At 72.0% G+C, this 15,867-nt stretch carries 20 protein-coding genes; 8 read left to right on the plus strand and 12 right to left on the minus strand.

The genetic code is table 11. The annotated features are described in order from the left end of the window. Window positions 1-140: 140 nt before the first annotated feature. Window positions 141-716: a nucleosidase gene (locus tag ACIRYZ_RS17145; protein ID WP_402944741.1), complete on the plus strand. Its 576-nt coding sequence runs from the start codon at window positions 141-143 to the stop codon at window positions 714-716. Between the two features lie 88 nt (window positions 717-804). Here ACIRYZ_RS17145 and ACIRYZ_RS17150 read toward each other — a convergent pair whose 3' ends face one another. Next, window positions 805-1,722: a sigma-70 family RNA polymerase sigma factor gene (locus ACIRYZ_RS17150; protein ID WP_402944743.1), complete on the minus strand. Its 918-nt coding sequence runs from the start codon at window positions 1,720-1,722 to the stop codon at window positions 805-807. A gap of 104 nt (window positions 1,723-1,826) precedes the next feature. On the opposite strand from ACIRYZ_RS17150, the gene ACIRYZ_RS17155 reads away from it, so the two are divergent. Both ACIRYZ_RS17155 and ACIRYZ_RS17160 read left to right on the plus strand, forming a co-directional pair. Next, window positions 1,827-2,609, plus strand: coding sequence for an SDR family oxidoreductase (locus ACIRYZ_RS17155; RefSeq protein ID WP_402944746.1), 783 nt, complete (start codon window positions 1,827-1,829; stop codon window positions 2,607-2,609). Window positions 2,610-2,639: 30 nt separating this feature from the next. Further along, window positions 2,640-3,161 carry a hypothetical protein gene (locus ACIRYZ_RS17160; protein WP_402944749.1) on the plus strand — a complete coding sequence of 174 codons (522 nt, stop codon included), beginning with the start codon at window positions 2,640-2,642 and terminating at the stop codon, window positions 3,159-3,161. Here ACIRYZ_RS17160 and ACIRYZ_RS17165 read toward each other — a convergent pair. After that, window positions 3,151-3,363 carry a hypothetical protein gene (locus tag ACIRYZ_RS17165; protein WP_402944752.1) on the minus strand — a complete coding sequence of 71 codons (213 nt, stop codon included), beginning with the start codon at window positions 3,361-3,363 and terminating at the stop codon, window positions 3,151-3,153. The two genes, ACIRYZ_RS17160 and ACIRYZ_RS17165, sit on opposite strands and share 11 nt — an antisense overlap. Here ACIRYZ_RS17165 and ACIRYZ_RS17170 point away from each other — a divergent pair. Then, window positions 3,350-3,835 (plus strand): SRPBCC family protein, encoded by a 486-nt coding sequence (locus ACIRYZ_RS17170; RefSeq protein WP_402944755.1) that lies wholly within the window; start codon window positions 3,350-3,352, stop codon window positions 3,833-3,835. The two genes, ACIRYZ_RS17165 and ACIRYZ_RS17170, sit on opposite strands and share 14 nt — an antisense overlap. A 60-nt stretch (window positions 3,836-3,895) precedes the next feature. Here ACIRYZ_RS17170 and ACIRYZ_RS17175 read toward each other — a convergent pair whose 3' ends face one another. Beyond that, window positions 3,896-4,054 carry a hypothetical protein gene (locus ACIRYZ_RS17175; protein WP_402944758.1) on the minus strand — a complete coding sequence of 53 codons (159 nt, stop codon included), beginning with the start codon at window positions 4,052-4,054 and terminating at the stop codon, window positions 3,896-3,898. Between the two features lie 122 nt (window positions 4,055-4,176). After that, on the minus strand, window positions 4,177-4,527 hold the full coding sequence (locus ACIRYZ_RS17180) for a DoxX family protein (RefSeq protein WP_402944761.1): 351 nt from the start codon (window positions 4,525-4,527) through the stop codon (window positions 4,177-4,179). Window positions 4,528-4,623: 96 nt separating this feature from the next. Between ACIRYZ_RS17180 and ACIRYZ_RS17185 the strand changes: the two genes are divergently transcribed. Beyond that, window positions 4,624-5,529 carry a LysR family transcriptional regulator gene (locus ACIRYZ_RS17185; RefSeq protein ID WP_402944764.1) on the plus strand — a complete coding sequence of 302 codons (906 nt, stop codon included), beginning with the start codon at window positions 4,624-4,626 and terminating at the stop codon, window positions 5,527-5,529. A gap of 294 nt (window positions 5,530-5,823) precedes the next feature. Here ACIRYZ_RS17185 and ACIRYZ_RS17190 read toward each other — a convergent pair whose 3' ends face one another. From ACIRYZ_RS17190 to ACIRYZ_RS17200, 3 genes are all read right to left on the minus strand, one after another. Further along, window positions 5,824-7,362: an AMP-binding protein gene (locus tag ACIRYZ_RS17190; RefSeq protein ID WP_402944766.1), complete on the minus strand. Its 1,539-nt coding sequence runs from the start codon at window positions 7,360-7,362 to the stop codon at window positions 5,824-5,826. An 89-nt stretch (window positions 7,363-7,451) separates the two neighbouring features. Further along, complete coding sequence (locus ACIRYZ_RS17195; RefSeq protein ID WP_402944769.1) at window positions 7,452-8,297, minus strand: DUF3626 domain-containing protein; 846 nt, start codon at window positions 8,295-8,297, stop codon at window positions 7,452-7,454. Between the two features lie 136 nt (window positions 8,298-8,433). After that, window positions 8,434-9,135, minus strand: coding sequence for an NAD(P)-dependent oxidoreductase (locus ACIRYZ_RS17200; protein WP_402944772.1), 702 nt, complete (start codon window positions 9,133-9,135; stop codon window positions 8,434-8,436). A 132-nt stretch (window positions 9,136-9,267) separates the two neighbouring features. On the opposite strand from ACIRYZ_RS17200, the gene ACIRYZ_RS17205 reads away from it, so the two are divergent. Next, a complete protein-coding gene (locus ACIRYZ_RS17205; RefSeq protein WP_402944775.1) occupies window positions 9,268-9,978 on the plus strand; it encodes a TetR/AcrR family transcriptional regulator in 711 nt (236 codons plus the stop codon). 323 nt (window positions 9,979-10,301) lie between these two features. Here the strand turns inward: ACIRYZ_RS17205 and ACIRYZ_RS17210 are convergent, their stop codons facing one another. The 4 genes from ACIRYZ_RS17210 to ACIRYZ_RS17225 all read right to left on the minus strand — a co-directional run bounded on the left by ACIRYZ_RS17210 (window position 10,302) and on the right by ACIRYZ_RS17225 (window position 12,678). Continuing rightward, complete coding sequence (locus ACIRYZ_RS17210) at window positions 10,302-10,778, minus strand: DUF6228 family protein (RefSeq protein WP_402944777.1); 477 nt, start codon at window positions 10,776-10,778, stop codon at window positions 10,302-10,304. Between the two features lie 212 nt (window positions 10,779-10,990). Continuing rightward, window positions 10,991-11,488 (minus strand): GNAT family N-acetyltransferase, encoded by a 498-nt coding sequence (locus ACIRYZ_RS17215; protein ID WP_402944780.1) that lies wholly within the window; start codon window positions 11,486-11,488, stop codon window positions 10,991-10,993. A gap of 180 nt (window positions 11,489-11,668) precedes the next feature. Beyond that, window positions 11,669-12,235 (minus strand): hypothetical protein, encoded by a 567-nt coding sequence (locus tag ACIRYZ_RS17220; protein WP_402944782.1) that lies wholly within the window; start codon window positions 12,233-12,235, stop codon window positions 11,669-11,671. Between the two features lie 14 nt (window positions 12,236-12,249). Next, the gene (locus ACIRYZ_RS17225; protein WP_402944785.1) at window positions 12,250-12,678 is read right to left on the minus strand and encodes an ATP-binding protein; all 429 of its coding nucleotides are present in this window, start codon (window positions 12,676-12,678) and stop codon (window positions 12,250-12,252) included. A gap of 205 nt (window positions 12,679-12,883) precedes the next feature. On the opposite strand from ACIRYZ_RS17225, the gene ACIRYZ_RS17230 reads away from it, so the two are divergent. Both ACIRYZ_RS17230 and ACIRYZ_RS17235 read left to right on the plus strand, forming a co-directional pair. Further along, window positions 12,884-13,783 (plus strand): Scr1 family TA system antitoxin-like transcriptional regulator, encoded by a 900-nt coding sequence (locus tag ACIRYZ_RS17230; RefSeq protein WP_402944787.1) that lies wholly within the window; start codon window positions 12,884-12,886, stop codon window positions 13,781-13,783. After that, the gene (locus ACIRYZ_RS17235; RefSeq protein ID WP_402944790.1) at window positions 13,746-13,877 is read left to right on the plus strand and encodes a DUF397 domain-containing protein; all 132 of its coding nucleotides are present in this window, start codon (window positions 13,746-13,748) and stop codon (window positions 13,875-13,877) included. The genes ACIRYZ_RS17230 and ACIRYZ_RS17235 overlap by 38 nt, the downstream gene beginning before the upstream one ends. Before the next feature lie 51 nt (window positions 13,878-13,928). Here ACIRYZ_RS17235 and ACIRYZ_RS17240 read toward each other — a convergent pair whose 3' ends face one another. Continuing rightward, window positions 13,929-15,854, minus strand: coding sequence for a hypothetical protein (locus ACIRYZ_RS17240; protein WP_402944793.1), 1,926 nt, complete (start codon window positions 15,852-15,854; stop codon window positions 13,929-13,931). Window positions 15,855-15,867: the final 13 nt, after the last annotated feature.

The raw sequence follows: 15,867 nt of genomic DNA on the forward strand, positions 1-15,867 counted from the left end.
GCACGGCGGCGTACAGCGGCGCACGGCTCGTACGGCTCGCGCTAAGAGGTGGCGACCCGTGCGACGCGGGCGGCGCCCCGCGCGGTTCCATCAAGCGGCTCCCGAGGTGGGGCGCCGACCCGCTCCGTACCATGGGCCCCATGCGACTGCTTGGAACGATCTCACCCGACCGCCCGCTGCTCGTCGTCGCCGTCCGCGAAGAGGCCGCCCACCTGGACGAGCGACTGCCCGTGCTGCTCACCGGGATAGGGAAGGTCAACGCCGCCGTGGCCCTGGCCACCGTGCTCGCCCGGGGTGAGAAGCCCAGCGAGGTGATCAACCTCGGGACGGCCGGCGCGCTGCGCCCCGGCTGGGAGGGCATCCACCACGTGGTCCAGGTGATCCAGCACGACCTGAACACCGAGGTCCTGCAGACCCTGACCGGCCGCAACTACGGCGCCCCGCTGATGGTCGGCAAGGGCGACGGCCCGGTGCTGGCCACCGGCGACCTGTTCGTCGACTCCCCGGCCGCCCGCGAGCGGCTGGCCGAGCACGCGGACCTGGTCGACATGGAGGGCTACGCCGTCGCCACCGTCGCCCACCGGGCCGGGGTGCCGGTGCGGCTGGTGAAGTACGTCAGCGACGAGGCCGGGGACGGCGCGGCGCACACCTGGCGGGAGTCGGTGGACCACTGCGCCCGGCACCTCGCGGACTGGGCGCACAAGCAGGGCTGGTGACGGTTCGCCGGGCCTCGGGGTGGCGCGGTGACCGGCCGTTGAGCCGTGGGGTGGGAGGGTTTCGCGCCCTCCCACCCTTCTCTGTGTCCTAGTCGCGGAAGGCCGAGAGGTCGAAGGAGGCCAGCCGCTCCGGGTCGAGGATCACGTCGATCGCGGCGATCGCGCCGTCCACGACGGTGAACGCCATGATCGACAGCGCCCGGCCGTTGTCGCCGATGACCACCGCGCCGGCGGTGCCGTTGACCAGCGCCGGGCGGGCGAACGGCGACAGCTTGCCCCACAGGACGGCCTGGCCGGCGACCGTCGCGGCGCCGCTGAGCACCACGGTGTGCCGGGCCAGCCCGGCCCCGCCGTCCGAGCGCAGCACCACGTCCGGGTCGAGCACCGCGACCAGGGCGTCCAGGTCGCCGTTGCGGGCGGCGGCGAAGAAGGCGTCCACGGCGAGGCGCTGGCGGCCCAGGTCCGGGTCGGGCGCGGGCGCCTGCCCCTGCACCTTGCGGCGGGCCCGGCTGGCGAGCTGGCGGGTCGCGGCCGCCGTCCTCTCGATCAGCGGGGCGATCTCCTCGAACGGCACCGCGAACATGTCGTGCAGCACGAAGGCGACCCGCTCGGCGGGCGACAGCGACTCCATCACCACCATCAGCGCCAGGCCGACCGAGTCCGCGAGCATCACCTCCTGCTCCGGGTCGACCACGCCCTCGCGCCGCAGCAGCGGGTCCGGGATGCGCTCCGGGCCGGTCTCCCCGTCCGGCCCGGTCGGCACCAGCGGCTCCTCGCGGCGCTGGGCACGGTCGCGCAGCAGGTTCAGGCAGACCCGGGAGACCACCGTGGTCAGCCAGCCGCCGAGGTTCTCCACCCCGGCGGTGTCGGTGCGGTCGTACCGCAGCCAGGCCTCCTGGAGCGCGTCCTCGGCCTCGCTGATCGAGCCGAGCATCCGGTACGCGACCGCGCGCAGATGCGGCCGGTGCTCCTCGAACAGCGCGGTCCGGGAAGATTTCTCGTCCACCGTGTCACATTCCTTCGTCGCCTCGGGTCAGGGCAGCAGGAGTCACCCAACAACGGCTGCGGCGGGGAGATCAACTCCCGGCCCGGGACGAATCGGAGACGATCGTGACGAACAACCCGGTACTGGTCACCGGCGGCACCGGCACCCTGGGCCGGCAGGTCGTACCGCTGCTGCGCGCGGCCAGCCGGCCGGTGCGGGTGCTGAGCCGGCGGGAGCGCGCGGCGCAGGACGGTGTGGCGTACGTGCGCGGCGACCTGCTCGGCGACCCGGCCGAGGCGGACGCCCGGCTGGACGAGGCGCTCGCGGGCGTCGACACCGTGCTGCACCTCGCCGGCGGCCCCAAGGGCGACGACGAGGCGACCCGGCGGCTGGTCGCGGCCGCGCGGCGGGCCGGGGTGCGGCACCTGGTGTACATCTCGGTGATCGGCGCGGACAAGGTGCCGCTCGGCTACTTCCGGGCCAAGCTCGGCGCCGAGGAGGCGGTGGCCGGCTCGGGCCTGCCGTACACGGTCCTGCGCGCCGCGCAGTTCCACGACCTGGCGTTCAGCGTGGTCGAGAAGATGGCGAAGCTGCCGCTCGTCCCGGCCCCCGGCGGGGTCCGCTGGCAGCCCGTGGACGTGCGCGAAGTCGCCGCCCGGCTCGTCGAGTTGGCGCTCGACGCGCCCGCCGGGGCGGTGCCGGACCTGGCCGGGCCGAGGGTGTACGGGATGGGCGAGCTGACCCGGGGGTACCTGGCGGCGCAGGGGCGCAGCCGCAAGCAGCTGCCGGTGCGGGTGCCCGGCAAGGTCGGGCGCGCCTACCGGGCGGGGGCGAACCTCACCCTGGCCGGGGCCGAGCACGGGCGGCGCACCTGGGAGGAGTTCCTGACGGAGCGGCTGGCGGCCTGAGTGTCCGTCCGGCCCCCTAAGGTGTCCGCCATGTCCTTCCTCGACCGCCTTCGCGCCACCCCCGTCGCCGCCGACTACCTGCTCTGGCCGGGGGACTTCTCCCTCGACGCCTACTCGCACGTGGAGGAGGTCGTGCTCGCCTCCGGGGAGGCCCTGGAGGAGGTGGCCAAGTGCGGTGCGGGCGGCACCTTCTTCCTCTGCGGGGAGGGCGGCGACGAGCGGCCCGTGCTGTACGCCGACTCCGAGGGCGGTGCGGCGCTGGTGGCCGCCGGGCTGGAGGAGATGGTCCGGCTGCTGTTGGCGCTGCCGTGGTGGCGGGACTGCGTGCGGCTGACCGAGGAGGAGAGCGCGGAGGCGGCCGAGCAGTACCTGGAGGACGAGCCCGACCTGTTCGCCGACCGGGACGCGGCGGCGGCCGCGCTCGGGCTCGAAGTCCCCACGGTGGCCGAGGCGTTGGCGCGGCTGCGGGAGGCCGCGTTCGGCCTCGGGGAGCGGTACACGCTGCTCAACGCGGTGGAGGGCAACGCGTACGAGCCGCTGTTCAGGCCTTAGCGGCCCGGAGCAGGGCCTCCGTGGTGACCACCTTGGCGAAGCGCATCGCGTGCAGGGTGGTCGCGGTGGCGCGGGCGAGTTCGGCGGCTGGGACGGTGGTGCCGTCGGGGCCGGTCAGGGCCGGCCTCGGGAGGAAGGATAGCTTCGGGGGCCCGAACGCCCGTCCGCCCGTTACAGGAGGAGCCCCGATGGCCTGGTTCACGCTGGAACGCTTCGACCCGTCCTTCTTCGAGACCGCGCGGCACCGGCACTCGTACACCATGGACCTGCCGGTGGCGCCGGAGACGGTGTGGCGGGGGCTGGCCGGGGACGTGCCACTGGCCTGGTGCCGGGGCCTGGCCGGCGGGCGGTACACCTCGCCCGCGCCGCACGGGGTCGGCACGACGCGGGAGATCACCGCGCTCGGACTGCTGCACCTGCGCGAGGAGTTCGTGCGGTGGGAGGAAGGGGAGCGGCACTCGTTCTGCGTCACGGAGGCCAGCCTCCCGCTGTACCGGCGGTTCGGCGAGGACTACGTGGTCCGGCCGCACGCCCACGGCACCCGGTTCACCTGGACCTTCGCCTACGAGCCGAACCCGCTGCTGGCCCGCCCGGCCGCGCTGACGGACCTGCCGGGGACGTCGTTCCTGAGGAAGCTGATCGCCGACACCAAGCGGCACTTCGGCGCGGCCTGAGACGGGAACCGGCGTTGCACGGGAGGTCGGCCCGGCCGACTTCCCGTGCAGGTCGGCCGCTCAGCCGCCCCGGTTCAGCACCCGGGCCGCGCCGCCCGCGACGGCGGTGGCGAGGATCCAGCCGGCGACGGTGAGAGCGAGGGCGGCGGCCTTGGCGGCGCCGGACGGGTCCCAGGCGGCGCGTTGGCCGAGGCTGGGGAAGGGGACCACCAGGTCCATGACGTAGAGCAGCGGACGAACTCGCCGCCGCCGTGCGGGAGTTCCTCGCGACGCTGTAACAGGCCGGCCCAGGGAGCCGAGACAGCCGAGACAGCCGAGACAGCCCAGAGGGCCCAGAGGGCTCAGTGAGCGAGGGCGAGGGCGAGGGTGGCGACGGCCAGGGCGAGGTAGAAGCCGGGGAAGTAGATGTTGTGGAGGACCCCGGTCCGCACATGGGTGATCACGGCGCCGATGTAGAACAGCACCAGGCCCACCGCGGCGGCGGTGCCGAGGGGCGGGAAGGCGGCCAGGCCGATCAGCAGGCCGGCGGCCCCGGCGGTCTTGAGCGCGGCGAGCCACGGGACCCACTGCGGCTGGACGTTCACCTCGGCGGAGTTGGCTAGGACGAAGGGTGCCTTGGCGAAGTCCGCGGCGGCGATTCCGGCGTTGGCGACGATGGCGACGACGGCCACGATCACGTAGGCGGTGGACATGGGACTCCTTCGGTGCTGACGCGGGTGCTTCCTCGTCCTCCAGCCTCGTCAGCGCCTCGCCTTGGCGTCCAATACCTGCTTCCATAACCTGATGGAATGGATGTGGACACCCGGCTGCTGCGCTTCTTCACCGCCGTCGCGGAGGAGGGCAGCCTGACCCGCGCGGCCGAACGGCTGTACGTCTCCCAGCCCGCGCTGACCAAGCAGATCCGGCAGCTGGAGACCGGCCTCGGCACCCCGCTGTTCGTCCGCTCCCGGGCCGGGATGGCGCTCACCGAGGCCGGCCGCACCCTGGCCGCGCGGGCGCCCGGGCTGCTGGCGGCGTGGGACGCCGCGCTGCGGGAGACCAGGGCCGCGGCGAGCCGGGCCGAACGCGTCCTGCGGGTCGGCTTCCTGGCCAGCGCCGCCAACGAGGCCACCCCGCGGATCGTCGCCGAGTTCACCCGCCGCCGCCCGGGTTGGTGGGTCGACATGCGGCACGCCACCACCTGGTCGGACCCGACGGCCGGCCTGGCGGCGGGGGACGTGGACGCGGCGCTGCTGCGGCTGCCGTTCCCCGGGCAGGAGCGGCTGCGGGTGGCCGAACTGTCCACCGAGCCGCGCTGGGTGGCGCTGCCCTCGGCGCACCCGCTGGCCGCCCACGAGGTGGTTCCGTTCCGGGAGCTGTGGGACGAGCCCTTCGTCGCCGCCCCGTCCGAGACCGGAGCCTGGCGGGACTACTGGACCGCCGCCGACGAGCGCGAGGGGCACCCCGTCCGGATCGGTGCCGTGGTCGACCAGCCGGACGACTGGCTGAGCGCCATCGCCAACGGCTACGGGGTTGCTCTCGCCCCCGAGTCCACGGCCCGTTTCTACGCCCGGCCCGGGATCACCTACCGGCCGGTGAGCGGCGTCAGCCCCAGCCGGGTCGGGGTCGCCTGGGCGCCGGTGGACGACGACAACCCGGTGGTGCGGGACTTCGTGCGGTGCTGCCTGGAGTCCCTGGAGGGCCCGGACGAGTGAGCTTCGGCGAGCGGAGGGGTGGCGGCCCTCAGCGCCGCCACCCCCCGTTGGCTTCTCGGCAGCCGGGCGGTGGTTCGTTGAGCCAAACCCCACGGTGGGGTGACATCCGGTGAGGATCCGCGCGGGGTTCAGCGCGGTTTCGGTGAGCGTCCCGTCCGGTGCAGCAGGCGGGCCTGTCGGGATGCTGCGGGGGCCGGTTCGCCCGGCGGCCCGCCCGGTCCGGCGGGTTCCGGACCTCGCGCCGGGGCGTTTCCCCGCGCTCTTCCGGCGGGGAGGGAAACGCCCCGGGCGGGGTCAGCCCGTGTAGGAGTCGCGCAGCCGCTTCTTGTCCGGCTTGCCCACCGAGGTGAGCGGGATCTCGGCGACCATGTGCAGGGCCTCCGGTGCGTAGATCCGGCCCTTGTGCGCGGTGACGAAAGCGCGGACGTCCTCCAGCTCCGGCTGCTGCCCCGGCGCGGGGACGACCGCGACGTGGACGTGCTCGGCCTCTTGGGCGTCGCGCACGCCGAACACGGTGCACTGGGCGATCGCCGGGTGGGTGAGCAGCAGGTCCTCCACCTCGGAGGGGTAGACGTGCCCGCCGACCACGATGATCTTGTCCTTGACCCGGTCGGCCAGGTAGAGGTAGCCGTCCTGGTCGAGATAGCCGATGTCGCCGGTGTTCAGCCAGCCGTCGCGCATCACCTCGGAGGTGAGGTCGGGCTGCTTCCAGTACCCGGCCATCAGGGTGGCCGAGCGGACGTGGATCTCGCCCTGCTCGCCGATCGGCAGTTCGGTGCCGTCGGCGGAGCGGATCACCACCTCGGTGCCGGGAACGGGCCGGCCGACCGAGACCTGGCCGCCGTGCCCGACCCGGTCGTGCTCGTGCGGGCCGAGCATGGCGATGTACTGCGCCTCCGACATCCCGTAGCCGCCCGCCAGGACCGGCCCGAACACCTTGAGCGCCTCGCGGATCCGGGTCGGCGAGGCGGCGCAGCCCCCGTAGATGATGTTCCGCATGCTGGACAGGTCGGTGCGGCCGATCGCCGGGTGGTCGAGCAGCCGGTAGAGCAGCGGCGGCAGGACCCACATCTCGGTGATGCGCTCGCGCTCGATGGCCGCCAGGACGTCGCCGGGCTCGAAGGAACGCTGGATGACCACCGAACCGCCGTGGAAGAGCGCCAGGTCGGTGAAGATCCCGGACATGTGGGCGATCGAGGTGGCCGCGAGGTAGCGGGTCGGCGCACCGCCGACGGGGCCGGAGTACGGGGCGTCGAAGATGCTCCGGTAGGGGCCGTGCAGGCTGAGGATGCCCTTGGGGATGCCGGTGGTGCCGCCGGTGTGGCGGATGCCCAGGTGGTCGTCCGGGCCGAGCCGGACGTCCGGCTGCTCGGCGGGGCGGTGGGCGGAGGCGGCGATGGCGTCCTCGCCGATCGAGGCCGGGCCGGGGCCCAGGGTGAGGACCGTCGGCACGTCGACCAGGGCGAGCAACTCGGGGGCCGTCGCGTAGCGTTCGGCGTCCACCAGCAGGACGGCGGTGTCGACGCTGGTGACGATCTCGGCCAGGACCGGGGCGCCCATGCCGTCGTACAGGCTCACCACGCGGGCGCCCGCGAGGCCGACGGCGTAGCGGGCGCTGAGTGCCTCGGCGGTGTTGCCGGCGAGCAGGGAGACGGTCACGCCCCGGGTCACGCCCCGGGCGATGAGTTCGTGGGCCAGTCGGTAGGTGGCCGCGGCGAACTCACCGGCGGTGATCTCCACGCCGTCGGCGGTGGTGATGGCCGGCCGATCGGGGTCGGAGGAGAGGGACCGGAGGATCAGGGCCGGGCCGCTGACGAACTCCGCGTCGGTCATGGCCACTTCTTCTTTGTAGTTTGCAACCATGTTCGACAGACTAACTCCATCCTCCCGCTCTTAGCAGCGAGTTGATGGTCACTCAGCGATCAGGAATACCCGGGTGAGCCGAAGCGCGCCAGGTAGTGCCAGACCTTCTTGACCGCCTGCGGGTCGTGCCCGCCGGTGGCGGCGGCAGCACCGATGACGGCGGGATCGAGCGCGCCGTCGACGGCGATCGCGGCGCCCAGGTCGACGAACTCCTGACCGCGGAAGGCGGGGTGACGGCGCAGCTCGTCGACGGTAAGTCGGAACCCGGGGTGCCACTCCACCGGGCAGGGCAGGAGCCGGGCGGCCCGTTCGACGGCCGTGCCCCGGTAGCAGGGGTCCAGGACCAGGGCCTCGACGTCGCGGGTCAGCCGGACCGGGCCGTGCACCTGCGCCTCGATGTAGTCGTCGAGGTAGTCCTGGCGGTCCGCCAGAGCGATGTCGATCAGCCCCATGCGGTCGGCGGTGCCGAAGTCCGAGGGCTCCAGGAAGCTGTCCGGGTAGCAGAAGGTGGTGCGTCCCAACGCCTGGGCGGTGAGCCGGAAGTGGGCGGAGCCGAAGCGCGGCGCGGCGCCGACCGGTCTGCGGCGGAAGTTCAGTGCCCCGTAGACGGGCCGCTCGGCGGAAGGCGCGGCGTCGTAGGCGCCGTCGAAGATCCGGCTCTCCCAGCGCCAGCGGTCCCCGCCAGGGTGGGCGGTCAGGCCGCCGTTGCTGGTCCCGGTGACGAACTGGGAGAGGTAGACGCCGCCCTCCGCGAGGGCTTCCAGGATCGGTCGGCCGTTCGCCGTGCGGTCCGGATGGAAGTTGAGGGTCAGCCGCAGCGTCGGGTCCACCGGCGGGCCGGAGGACAGCGCGGCGACGTGCCCGAGGGCCCGGTCCTGCGGTGTGGGGATGGCGTCGGAGCTCATTTCCGTAGTCTTCCCGAGCCGATCGGCCGGTGCACGCGGGTTTCCGGGCTCGGTCTTGCGGGGGCTTTGGGTGAGATGCCGCGCGGGAAGTCGGACCGGCCGACTTCCCGCGCAGCGGCGGTCCGGTATCGGTGGTTCAGTAGCCGATGGTGAAGCGGCGCTGGACGAAGCGGGGCAGTTCGGCCTCGTCGACCAGGGCGACCGCGGCGTCCTCCGCCGAGATCCGGCTCACGCCGTCGGCGTCCAGGACGGGCTGGTCGCCGCCGATGCGGAAGCGGCCGGTGCGCTCGCCGGGGCCGATCTGCTCGGCGGGGCTGAAGTAGGTCCAGAGCCGGTTCGAGGCGCGTAGGACGTTCAGCGCCTCGCGGTGGCCGCGCACGGCGGCGGCGTACTCGCGGGGCAGGCCGAGTTCGTCGAGCGAGGCGTGGATGAGCTCGTCGTGGTCGGCGCGGACGACGCCCGGCTCGATTTCCAGGCTGCCGGCGCCACCAATGACGATCAGTCGGGTACGCGGGTGGCTCTCCAGGGCCTTGAGCAGAGCACGCGCGGCGGTGGCGTAGACGGTCGGGCCGGCGATCGAGCGCCGGACGGTGTCGTTGAAGTCCTTCGCCGCGTTTCCGGGCTGGAAGCCGCTGATCAGGACGTCCAGGCCGGGCAGGGCGGCTTCGATGCTCTTGGCGTCCAGGACGTCGATGCTCGCCCAGGCGAGGTTCTCCCGCCGGTCGGTGATCGCGGAGGCGTCCCGGCTGAACGCCGTGACGCGGTGGCCGCGTTGGAGGGCTTCGGTGACGACCCGGCTGCCGATGGTGCCGGTGGCTCCGATGACGCCGATGTGCATGGTTCTCCCCTTGATTCATGCGCTGGTCATGGCGGATGCGCGGCGCGAGGCAGCTACCTCACGCCGTGCGAAAACTATACGGCGTGAAGTTTCTGAACGGCAATCAGGTCGGTGACGCTGTACAGTGAGTCCGTGGCAGGCACCCGAAGCACCGGACGACGCGAGCGGCTGCGAGCCGAGACGACCGCCGAGATCAAGCGCACCGCACTGGAGTTGATGGGCACCGGCGGCCCCGACGCGATCACCCTGCGGGCGATCGCCCGCGAGATGGGCATGACCGCCAACGCCATCTACGGCTACTTCGCCACCCGCGACGACCTGGTCACCGCCCTCATCGAGGACGTCTACACTGCGCTCGCCGACGCCGTCGACGCCGCCTGGGCGGCGTCCGCGCAGGGCGGCACTCCGGCGGCGCGGATCCAGGCCTGGGCGCACGCCTTCCGCGACTGGGCGCTGGCCAACCCCGAGGGCTTCCGGCTGATCTACGGCGACCCCGTCCCCGGCTACCGGGCCCCCGACGGCGGTCCGGCGCCGGACGCCGCCCGCCGGGTCTGCGTCGGCATCGCCGCGCTGGCCGACGCCGCCTGGACCGGCGCCGAACCGGCCCACGGTGGCGGCGAGTTCGACTGGGACGACTTCGATCCCGGCCTGCTCGGCAAGGTCCGCCTGGCGTTCCCCGCCCTACCGCCGGCCGGGGTGGCCCTGGCGCTGCGGATCTGGGGGCACTTGCACGGCCTGGTGGCGCTGGAGGTCTACGGCCACCTGAGCGCCCAGACGCTCGCGCCTGACAAGCTCTTCCGTGCCGAACTCGGCCATTTGGTTGGAACGTTGGGCCTCGCGTAGGAAGTCGACGGTGTCGACTTCCCACGCGGTGCCGCAAGGGGTGTCCTACGCGCTCGGGTCCCAGGCCACGAGCTGGTCGAGGATGCGGCGGTCGCTCTCGATCAGACGCAGCAGGTCGGGGAAGTCCAGGATCTTGTTTACGCCGGTTGTCTACCGCCGCGCTCCGGCGGCCGGACACCGAAGTTCTCCGCCGACGGGAGTGGCGCCGCGGGAACCCAGGACCTGAGCACCGGTTCGGCGGGCACTCCGAAGGCGCGCGCGAGCAGGACGTGCAGCAGCAGATCGGCGGCTGCCGAGAACAGGAAGGGGGAGGAATCCCGGCTTCATCGCGAACACGCAGGCGCCCCAGGCGTGTTGCCACGGTCGAGAAAGCAGCGGACCTCTGCGGCCAGGGCGGTCATCTGTTCCCCGCCCTCCAGCCAGGTGGTGGCCGAGGCCTCCCAGGAGTCGTCCCGGGTGGTCCACGGCTGGAGGGTCCAGGTGAGGCCGACGTGGCCACCGGACCGGAAGACGGCCCGCAGGGCGAGGTGGTGGGTGCTCCAGGTGCGCTCGCCCTCCCAGCCCCGGAAGTCGGCGGCGAGCTTGTCGAGGAAGTCGGCCAGGGGTTCGGGACCCCAGGCCCAGACGACGACCGAGTCGAGGTGGGCCTGGAGGCCGTCGGCGTGCAGATCCACCGCGAAGCCGGTTTCGAACCCGTCGGGGGAGTAGCGGTCGGAGAACCTGATCCGCGCGGTCGGGTCGTTCTGGCAGCGGACGATGACGGCCGGTGTGTCGGTGGGCTCGGTGTCCGTGGCGTTCATCAGCTGGACAGTAGACGGCTTCGCCTCGGAAGTCATCGCGATTTCAGCTGACCGGGCAGGTGGGAGGCATCGGGATCGGCCCTCGGTCAGGAGAGGTGGTCGAGGAAGTAGTCGACGCGCGCGCCGGAGACCACGCTGTGTGGGGTGTTGTCGTGTCGAAGGCGACGTCGTCCAGGTGGAAGCGGTGGCCTGGGCGGCGAGGGCGATGGCAGCTACTTCAGCGTCAACTCGGCGTGGACTTCGGCAGTGTCCCGGCTCGCGGTGAACGTTGCACCGTTGCGGCGCAAGGCGGCGAGTGCCGCCGCGTTGTGGGCTTTGGTGTCCGCGACGACGGTGTGAGCCCCCTCTCCTGCGGCTTCGTGGAGGAGCAGGCGGAGGGCGGCGGTGCCTATTCCCTGTCCGCGCCACGAGCGGGCGAGCCACATGCCGGTTTCCAGGACGTCACGACTGTCGCGGAAAGCCAGGCGGGCCGAGCCCACGACCGTCCCGTCGTGGATGATCGCGAAGGTGGACTCGCGGAGCGGGCCCGCGAGTCCGGGGCGTCGTGCGCGGTGCCAGCTCCGGAAGGCGTCTTGTCGTTCCACCGTCCAGCCCGCTGGACCGGCCACGGGGGGCATGACCTCCTCGGGTGCCGTGTCGTCGACGGCCACCGCGAGGAGTTCCTCAAGCCCGTCGTCGTCCAGCCGCCGCAATTCCACCGGACCCACCATGTCGGTTCCTCTCTGCCGAGGGCATGACGTCCGTGGTCGATCCTCACGTTCTGCCCGGTGTCGTGCGAGCGGTTTTCGGCAGTGCAACGGCTCAGCCGACGGCGCCGAGGATCGGCGCCCAAGTGGCACCGGCGAGTGCGGCCACCGCCTGCTGCTCGGAGAGCGGGGGAGCGGCACGGGCTATGGGGTGGTGGCCTGGGCGGCGCGGGTGCGGCAGTGGGTGAGGGCGGGTTTGATGCGGGGATCGGGGGTGGGGGCGGCGGTGAGGAGTTCGCCGGCGGTGACGAGGGTGGTCCAGTAGCGGGTGGGGTCGCCGGTGCGGGGGAGGGGGTGGGCGGCGGCGAGGGAGAGGTAGGCGGCGGTGAGGTTGCCGGTGGTGAACCAGCGGGCCAGGCCGTGCTGGTGGCCGGCTCGGATGCCGCCCATGGCGTCGATGGCCGTGAGGAAGAGGTCGACGATGGTGAGGTCGCGGGCGTCGAGCTGCTTGGGGACGTCGAACACGCCGAGGGCTTCGAGGAGTTCGCCGGTGTCGGCCTCGGAGTCGGGGCGCGGGTTGGCGAGCAGGGCGTCGTAGCAGTCGTTGAGGCGGCGGGTGGCTTCGGCGAGGGGGATGTCGAGGGCGAGGCAGACGGCGCGGGCGGAGGGGAGGGGCTTGCCGGTGCGGCGGGCGAGGAGGGTGTAGGCCTCGGCGGGGGTGGAGCCTCGGGCGAGGGCGTGCCGGGCGAGGGTGAGGAGCGGGGGTTGCATCGGCGGAGCTGCTTTCAGACGGCGAGGAGGACGGGGGCGGGGGCGACGAGGGCCCAGACGAACTTGCCGATCCCGCCCGCTCGGGGGCAGCAACCCCAGCGCTCGGCGAGCTCGTTGACGAGGAAGAGGCCACGGCCGTGCTCGTCGTCGGGGGAGGTCGGGCGGAGGGTGGGGCGGCCGCTGCCGGCGTCGTGGACTTCGAGGCGCAGGCGGTCGTTGATGAGCGCGAAGCGGATCTCGATGAGGCGGTCGGTGGGGGCGTCGGAGTGCTGGACGGCGTTGGCGAACAGCTCGCCGAGGAGGAGCTCGGCGATGTCGGAGTAGCGGTCGCCGGTGGGGAGCGCGGAGAGGTACGCGCGGAGGAGGTGACGGGCGAGCGGCGTCGAGTCCGTGCGGGAGTCGAGGCGCGCGGCGAACGTGCGGGGGCGGCGGGTTTTGAGCATGGGGGTACCTCGGGGGGCGGATGGGGGAGCGCGACGGTAGTGCGCAATCACGCTACGCATGCAAATGATTGCGTTCTGGTGTCAATCATCGGGGCTGCGGAGCTACGGTGACGCCAGATCGGCGTGCGGGACGTGCGGCGCACAACTGGGGGCAGTGATGACACAGCGGAAGACCAGGCGGGGGACGACGGCGAGCTCCGCGATCATGTTCGGCGAGGAGCTCAAGTACGCGCGCGAGGCGGCGGGTTACACCCAGGAAGAGCTCGGCAAGCTCCGACACTGCGACCGGACGGTGATCTCGCGGACCGAGAGCGGCAAGCGGAAGCCGTCGATCGAGGAAATCGAGGACCTCGGCCGGCTGTTGAACACTGGTGACCTGTTGATGCGGCTGTACGGCCGGGTCGACTGGAGCGCGTCGATCGAGCACCCGGACTGGTTCCAGGAGTACGTGGATGTGGAGGCCATCTCCATCGGGCTGCGGGCATACCAGGACGGCACGATTTATGGCCTGTTGCAGTGCCAGCAGTACGCACGTGCGCTCTTCGATACTGGCGATGCGGCTGGCAACTCGGAGGAGATCGAGGAACTGACCCGGGCTCGACTCAGCCGGCAGAGCCGCTTTCTCGTGCCCGACGGGCCGTTGTTGCTGGTCATTCTCGATGAGAGCGCCATCCGCCGAGTCGTGGGCGGGCCAGACGTAATGAGATGCCAGATGGAGCATCTCCTGCGGGTGGCCCAGCTTCGGAACGTTGTCATTCACGTGGCACCGTTCTCGAATCAGCGGACTCTCATCAACACGGCTATGGTGTTGCTGGAGCTGCCGGACGGGCAGCGCATGGTCTACTCGGAGAGCCTCGATCGAGGGCATCTGAGCGGTGATTCCGCCACCGTGGCCAGGCACCAGCGTCGCTACGATCAGTTCCGTGGCGAATGCCTGTCAGGGAGCGACTCGCTTCGGCTGATCGCTGAGGCGCTGGAGGGGTTCAGAGATGAAGAGCAACGAGTTCGCCGCAGCCGCCTGGCGGAAGAGCAGCTACAGCGGCAACAACGGCGGCAACTGCATCGAGGTGGCCCCCGGATTCCCAGGCCTCGTCCCCGTACGTGACTCCAAGGACCCGCACGGCCCGGCCCTCGTCTTCCCGGCCGCCGCCTGGGAAGCCTTCGTGGCAGCCGTCCGCGAGGGCGACTTCCCGGCGTAGCGGTGTGTTGAGGCCGGTCAATCCGCTGGATTGACCGGCCTCTTCGTCTCTTCACACTCGGAAGCTCTCGATGTCCGACGTCGTGCTGGTGAAGCCGTTGGTCGAGATCACCCGTACGCTGACCTCCGTCCCGGGCGGGAACTGGGTGCGATCAACCGTGATCGCCGGGTCCTTCAGCCCGACCCCGACCGTGTGCCAGATTCGCCCGCCATCCGTACTGACCTGGGTGGCGAACGTGTGGCCGGCCAACGGGGGCGCGCCGAAGTCCAGATCCAGCCCGAACTTGCCTTCGCCCGCAGTCGAGTGACGAGCTCCCTGTAGCACCGGGGGCGAGTCCGCCGGACGGAAGGTGTCCACCACCTGCCCGCCGACCAGTAGTTCGACCGACGCCGGGTTGGTCCCGATCGGCACGACCGCATCGACCAATCCGGTCCGCTCCTGGCCCGGCGCCGGGTCCGACGTGAGCTTTACCGTGACCGGGAAGTCGACCGGCATCCCGCCGCCGGCCTGCTGGACCCGCAGCACCACCGGGACCTCGCCGTCCGGCCCGGCGCCGTCCGCGCCTGGGCCTGACTGTCCGGGCTGGGCCGGCTGTCCGGCCGCCGCCTGCACCGGGTTGACGAACTTGATCGTGCCGCTACGGCTGGTGAGGTCGACCGTCCCCACCACGCTGACGAGTTGTCCGCCGCCGGGCGACGCTCCCATCGCCATCATGTCGGGCGGCGCCGGCGCCGGCGCGGTGGTCACCGAGAGTTTCGGGAACCGATCGTTGGGACGGCCGCCGCCGCTGACCGTGGTGACTCTCAGTTCGCGGGGGCCCGCCCGCATCGGCGCCGCCGCCGGGACATTTTCCGGCGCCGGGGCTCCGGCGGCGAGGGTGTCCTCGTCCACCAGCCGCTGGCGGATGCCCTCGTAGGTATAGCTGCACGGCCACTGGAAGTTGCAGTAGGTCATGACATCGTGCCAATCCACACCCGGCTTGGCGGCCATCGGCAGGTTCAGTTGCGGATCGCCCACGTCGAACCCGCAGAAGCTGTCCGGGGTGTTGGCGAGCTGTCCCTTCTGGAACGGGTAGTTCTGCAGATCATCCTGCGACTCGCCGCAGAATCCCGGGTGCTTGCGGCCGTAGGTGTGGCCGAGTTCGTGCCCGCCGTACCAGTCGGCGTAGGAACCGTCGAAGTCCCAGCCCCAGGTCGCCGCACCGCAGGGCGAGGAGGCGACGGTGGTGGGATCAGGAGTGACCGGTACACCGGACGCGCACCCGCGCAGGAAGAACCCGCCGTCGGCGACCTGGCCGACGTAGTGGGTGCGCCGGTCACCGCCCGCACTGATGTCGAGGGCGCGGATGGCGGCGAGCTGGGCGTTGGTGTCGGTGCACTGGAAGGGCGGGGTGGCCGTGGCGTCGATGATGGCGTGCGGCGCCTCGATGACGTCGGCCACCGGGTAGGCGCGCTTGAGCCAGCTGATCAGGAAGTTGTAGTCGATGTCGCGCGGGGTGTAGGTGACCGGCGGGGTCCCCATGGTGTAGCGCAGTCCCAGCACTCGCACCCGCAGCGGCGGGGTGTCCCAGAACCGCACGGTGGTGCCGGCGGCCGCCCCGTCGCACGGGACGGCGGCACCGGTGAGGGTGTCGGTCAGGGAGACCGTGCTCACGGTGAGCGGTCCGGCCGCTGTCAGTGGGGGCGGCAGGATGAAGTTGAGGCTCAGGTTGGCGTCGGCCCGACGGGTGGGCACGTCCTTGTGCGCCGTCGGGTCGAGGGAGACGGTGTTGGCCGAGGAAACGGTGATCGGGGGATCGGTGGGCGACCGGAGCAGGGTCACGGTGCCGGTCACGCCGGTGGCGGGACCGTTCGCGCCGTTCACGTAGGCGCGGATCACAGTGACTTTCCCGGCGATCAGGGTGACGCCGTGCTGGAGGTTCTGAATGGACTGGGTGACCTCCAGGGCTTCCAGCACGGCGTCCGTCGGAGTAGTCATGGCTGACCCCCTT

Source organism: Kitasatospora sp. NPDC101155 (assembly GCF_044768305.1).
Lineage (GTDB): Bacteria > Actinomycetota > Actinomycetes > Streptomycetales > Streptomycetaceae > Kitasatospora.

Excerpts from the sequence above, each read along its gene's own strand:
- ACIRYZ_RS17145 (WP_402944741.1), top strand. The coding sequence starts at position 141 with ATGCGACTGCTTGGAACGATCTCACCCGACCGCCCGCTGCTCGTCGTC.
- ACIRYZ_RS17160 (WP_402944749.1), top strand. The coding sequence starts at position 2,640 with ATGTCCTTCCTCGACCGCCTTCGCGCCACCCCCGTCGCCGCCGACTAC.
- ACIRYZ_RS17170 (WP_402944755.1), top strand. The coding sequence starts at position 3,350 with ATGGCCTGGTTCACGCTGGAACGCTTCGACCCGTCCTTCTTCGAGACC.
- ACIRYZ_RS17175 (WP_402944758.1), bottom strand. The coding sequence starts at position 4,054 with ATGGACCTGGTGGTCCCCTTCCCCAGCCTCGGCCAACGCGCCGCCTGG.
- ACIRYZ_RS17180 (WP_402944761.1), bottom strand. The coding sequence starts at position 4,527 with ATGTCCACCGCCTACGTGATCGTGGCCGTCGTCGCCATCGTCGCCAAC.
- ACIRYZ_RS17185 (WP_402944764.1), top strand. The coding sequence starts at position 4,624 with ATGGATGTGGACACCCGGCTGCTGCGCTTCTTCACCGCCGTCGCGGAG.
- ACIRYZ_RS17190 (WP_402944766.1), bottom strand. The coding sequence starts at position 7,362 with ATGACCGACGCGGAGTTCGTCAGCGGCCCGGCCCTGATCCTCCGGTCC.
- ACIRYZ_RS17195 (WP_402944769.1), bottom strand. The coding sequence starts at position 8,297 with ATGAGCTCCGACGCCATCCCCACACCGCAGGACCGGGCCCTCGGGCAC.
- ACIRYZ_RS17200 (WP_402944772.1), bottom strand. The coding sequence starts at position 9,135 with ATGCACATCGGCGTCATCGGAGCCACCGGCACCATCGGCAGCCGGGTC.
- ACIRYZ_RS17210 (WP_402944777.1), bottom strand. The coding sequence starts at position 10,778 with ATGAACGCCACGGACACCGAGCCCACCGACACACCGGCCGTCATCGTC.
- ACIRYZ_RS17215 (WP_402944780.1), bottom strand. The coding sequence starts at position 11,488 with ATGGTGGGTCCGGTGGAATTGCGGCGGCTGGACGACGACGGGCTTGAG.
- ACIRYZ_RS17220 (WP_402944782.1), bottom strand. The coding sequence starts at position 12,235 with ATGCAACCCCCGCTCCTCACCCTCGCCCGGCACGCCCTCGCCCGAGGC.
- ACIRYZ_RS17225 (WP_402944785.1), bottom strand. The coding sequence starts at position 12,678 with ATGCTCAAAACCCGCCGCCCCCGCACGTTCGCCGCGCGCCTCGACTCC.
- ACIRYZ_RS17230 (WP_402944787.1), top strand. The coding sequence starts at position 12,884 with ATGTTCGGCGAGGAGCTCAAGTACGCGCGCGAGGCGGCGGGTTACACC.
- ACIRYZ_RS17240 (WP_402944793.1), bottom strand. The coding sequence starts at position 15,854 with ATGACTACTCCGACGGACGCCGTGCTGGAAGCCCTGGAGGTCACCCAG.